The sequence below is a fragment of the Microbacterium sp. Leaf351 genome (assembly GCF_001423825.1).
GTDB lineage: Bacteria > Actinomycetota > Actinomycetes > Actinomycetales > Microbacteriaceae > Microbacterium > Microbacterium ginsengisoli.
This window is the reverse complement of sequence record NZ_LMPK01000003.1, coordinates 73,959-76,253: the sequence shown is the minus strand read 5'-3', so window position 1 is coordinate 76,253 and position 2,295 is coordinate 73,959. Positions and strand designations below refer to the sequence as shown.

The window sequence follows — 2,295 nt, the reverse complement described above, 5'->3', positions numbered from 1 at the left end:
ACCGAGTCGGTGCGCGAGGTCATCGTCGTGCGGGCGCTCACCTCCGACGGCGAAGGCTGGGGCGAGATCGTCACGCAGGAGGCGCCGCTCTACTCGAGCGAGTACACGCAGGGCGCGTGGGACGTGGCGCGCCGCTTCCTGATCCCGGCGCTGCTCGACCGTCACCGCCTCGCCCCCGAGGAGGTCGCCGGCACGCTCGCCCCCATCGTCGGCCACCGCATGGCCAAGGCCGGCCTCGAGCTCGCCGTTCTCGACGCGTCGCTGCGCAGCGAGGGCCGCTCACTCGGTGAGCGCCTGGGCGCCGTCGTGCCGCGGATCCCCTCGGGCGTCTCGGTGGGCATCCAGCGCGACGCGTCGACGCTCGTCGACACCGTCGCCGGCTACCTCGCCGAGGGTTACCGCCGCATCAAGATCAAGATCAAGCCGGGCCGCGACGTCGCCGACACCGCAGCGGTACGCGACGCGTTCGGCGACATCCCCCTGCAGGTCGACGCGAACTCCGCCTACACGCTCGCCGACATCGACACGCTCGTCGAGCTCGACCGCTTCGACCTGCTGCTCATCGAGCAGCCCTTGCGGGAGGACGACCTGGTCGACCACGCCACCCTCGCCGAGCGCCTGTCGACGCCCGTCTGCCTCGACGAGTCGATCACCTCGTTCAAGGCCGCCGGCGACGCGCTCGCGCTGGGCGCGGCATCCGTCATCAACATCAAGGCCGGACGCGTGGGCGGCTACCTCGAGGCGGTGCGCATCCACGACCTGTGCCGCAACGCCGACGTGCCGGTGTGGTGCGGCGGCATGCTCGAGACGGGCATCGGCCGCGCCGCGAACGCCGCCCTCGCCGCGCTCCCCGGCTTCACCCTGCCCGGCGACGTGTCGGCCTCGAACCGCTTCTACACGCAGGACATCGTGCGCGACCCCATCACCCTCGTCGACGGGCACGTCGACGTTCCCACCGGCCCCGGCCTCGGCATCGAGATCGATCCGGTCGCCCTCGACGAGTTCACCGTCCTGCGCGAGGAGGTGCGCCGATGATCCGGATGCCGCGCCTCGCCGCCACGGCCCTCGTCGCCGTCGCCGCGATCGGCCTCCTCTCCGGCTGCGCCGGCCGCGCCGTCGCGCACCCGGCGCCGTCGGCGACCGCGCTGCCGACGGGCATCACCGCGTGGCTCGCGACGTCGCCCGAGACGGCGCCGAGCATCGTCACCTCGACAAGCGGCCAAGAGGCCTACCTCGTGGTGCGCAACGACACCACCCAGCCGATCGTCATCAACCGGGTGCGCATCGACGACCCCCGCTTCCTCGGCCTCGGCTACCGCGTAGGCGCCGTCTCCAGCTCGGTCGCCGCCGGTGAGGAGGCGCGCATCGCCGTGCAGCTTCCGGAGATGATCTGCGACGAGACGGGCAGCGCTGCCACGGCGGCCGCCGAGGCCCTGACGGACGCCTCCCCGCGCGCCACGCCCGCGGCGACCAGCGCCGCCAGCGCCACCGTGTCGGTCGGATTCGCCCTCGGGGCGGCCGTCGGCGTCGCCTACACGCCGCTCGACGACCCGAACGGCGTCCTCGACTCCGCCTACGCCGCCCAGTGCGGCGCCCGCTGACGATTAGACTCGGGGGATGCCGCCGGCCCGCGGCATCCGCGATTTCTCGCACTCTCCCCCTCCGACCATTGGAGCCACCGTGGCCGTGCAGTCCCGCCTCGACAAAGTGATCGCCCTCGCCCGCCACCGCGGGTTCGTGTTCCAAGCGGGCGAGATCTACGGCGGATCCCGGTCCGCATGGGACTACGGACCCCTCGGCACCGAGCTGAAGGAGAACATCCGTCGGCAGTGGTGGCAGACGTTCGTGCGCGGTCGCGCCGACATGGTCGGCCTCGACTCGTCGATCGTGCTGCCCAAGCAGGTGTGGGAGGCGTCGGGTCACGTCGCGACGTTCACCGACCCGCTGGTGGAGTGCCTGAGCTGCCATAAGCGCTTCCGAGCCGACAATCTGCTCGAGGACTTCGAGGCCCGCAAGGGCCGCCCGGCCGAGAACGGCCTCGCCGATGTGCCGTGCCCGAACTGCGGCACCAAGGGTCAGTACACCGAGCCGCGTGCGTTCTCGGGTCTGATGAAGACCTACGTCGGCGTCGTCGACGACGAGTCGGGCCTGCAGTTCCTGCGCCCGGAGACCGCGCAGGGCATCTTCGTCAACTTCGCGAACGTGCTCACCGCGAGCCGCAAGAAGCCGCCGTTCGGCGTCGGCCAGATCGGCAAGGCGTTCCGCAACGAGATCACCCCCGGCAACTTCATCTTC

The 2,295-nt window shown here is 71.6% G+C and carries 2 protein-coding genes and 1 pseudogene; all 3 read left to right on the top strand.

Annotation, left to right across the window (positions count from 1 at the left end):
• Nucleotides 1–1,035 (top strand): o-succinylbenzoate synthase (gene menC / locus ASG00_RS01840; RefSeq protein WP_056206438.1); only part of this gene is annotated, 1,035 nt, incomplete at its 5' end.
• Complete coding sequence (locus ASG00_RS01835; RefSeq protein ID WP_056206422.1) at nt 1,032–1,601, top strand: hypothetical protein; 570 nt, start codon at nt 1,032–1,034, stop codon at nt 1,599–1,601. The genes menC and ASG00_RS01835, both read left to right, overlap by 4 nt.
• A 79-nt stretch (nt 1,602–1,680) precedes the next feature.
• Nucleotides 1,681–2,295, top strand: a pseudogene (locus tag ASG00_RS14220) (glycine--tRNA ligase); the annotation flags it as partial.

Coding starts and splice junctions, on each gene's coding strand:
- ASG00_RS01835 (WP_056206422.1), top strand. CDS start 1,032: ATGATCCGGATGCCGCGCCTCGCCGCCACGGCCCTCGTCGCCGTCGCC.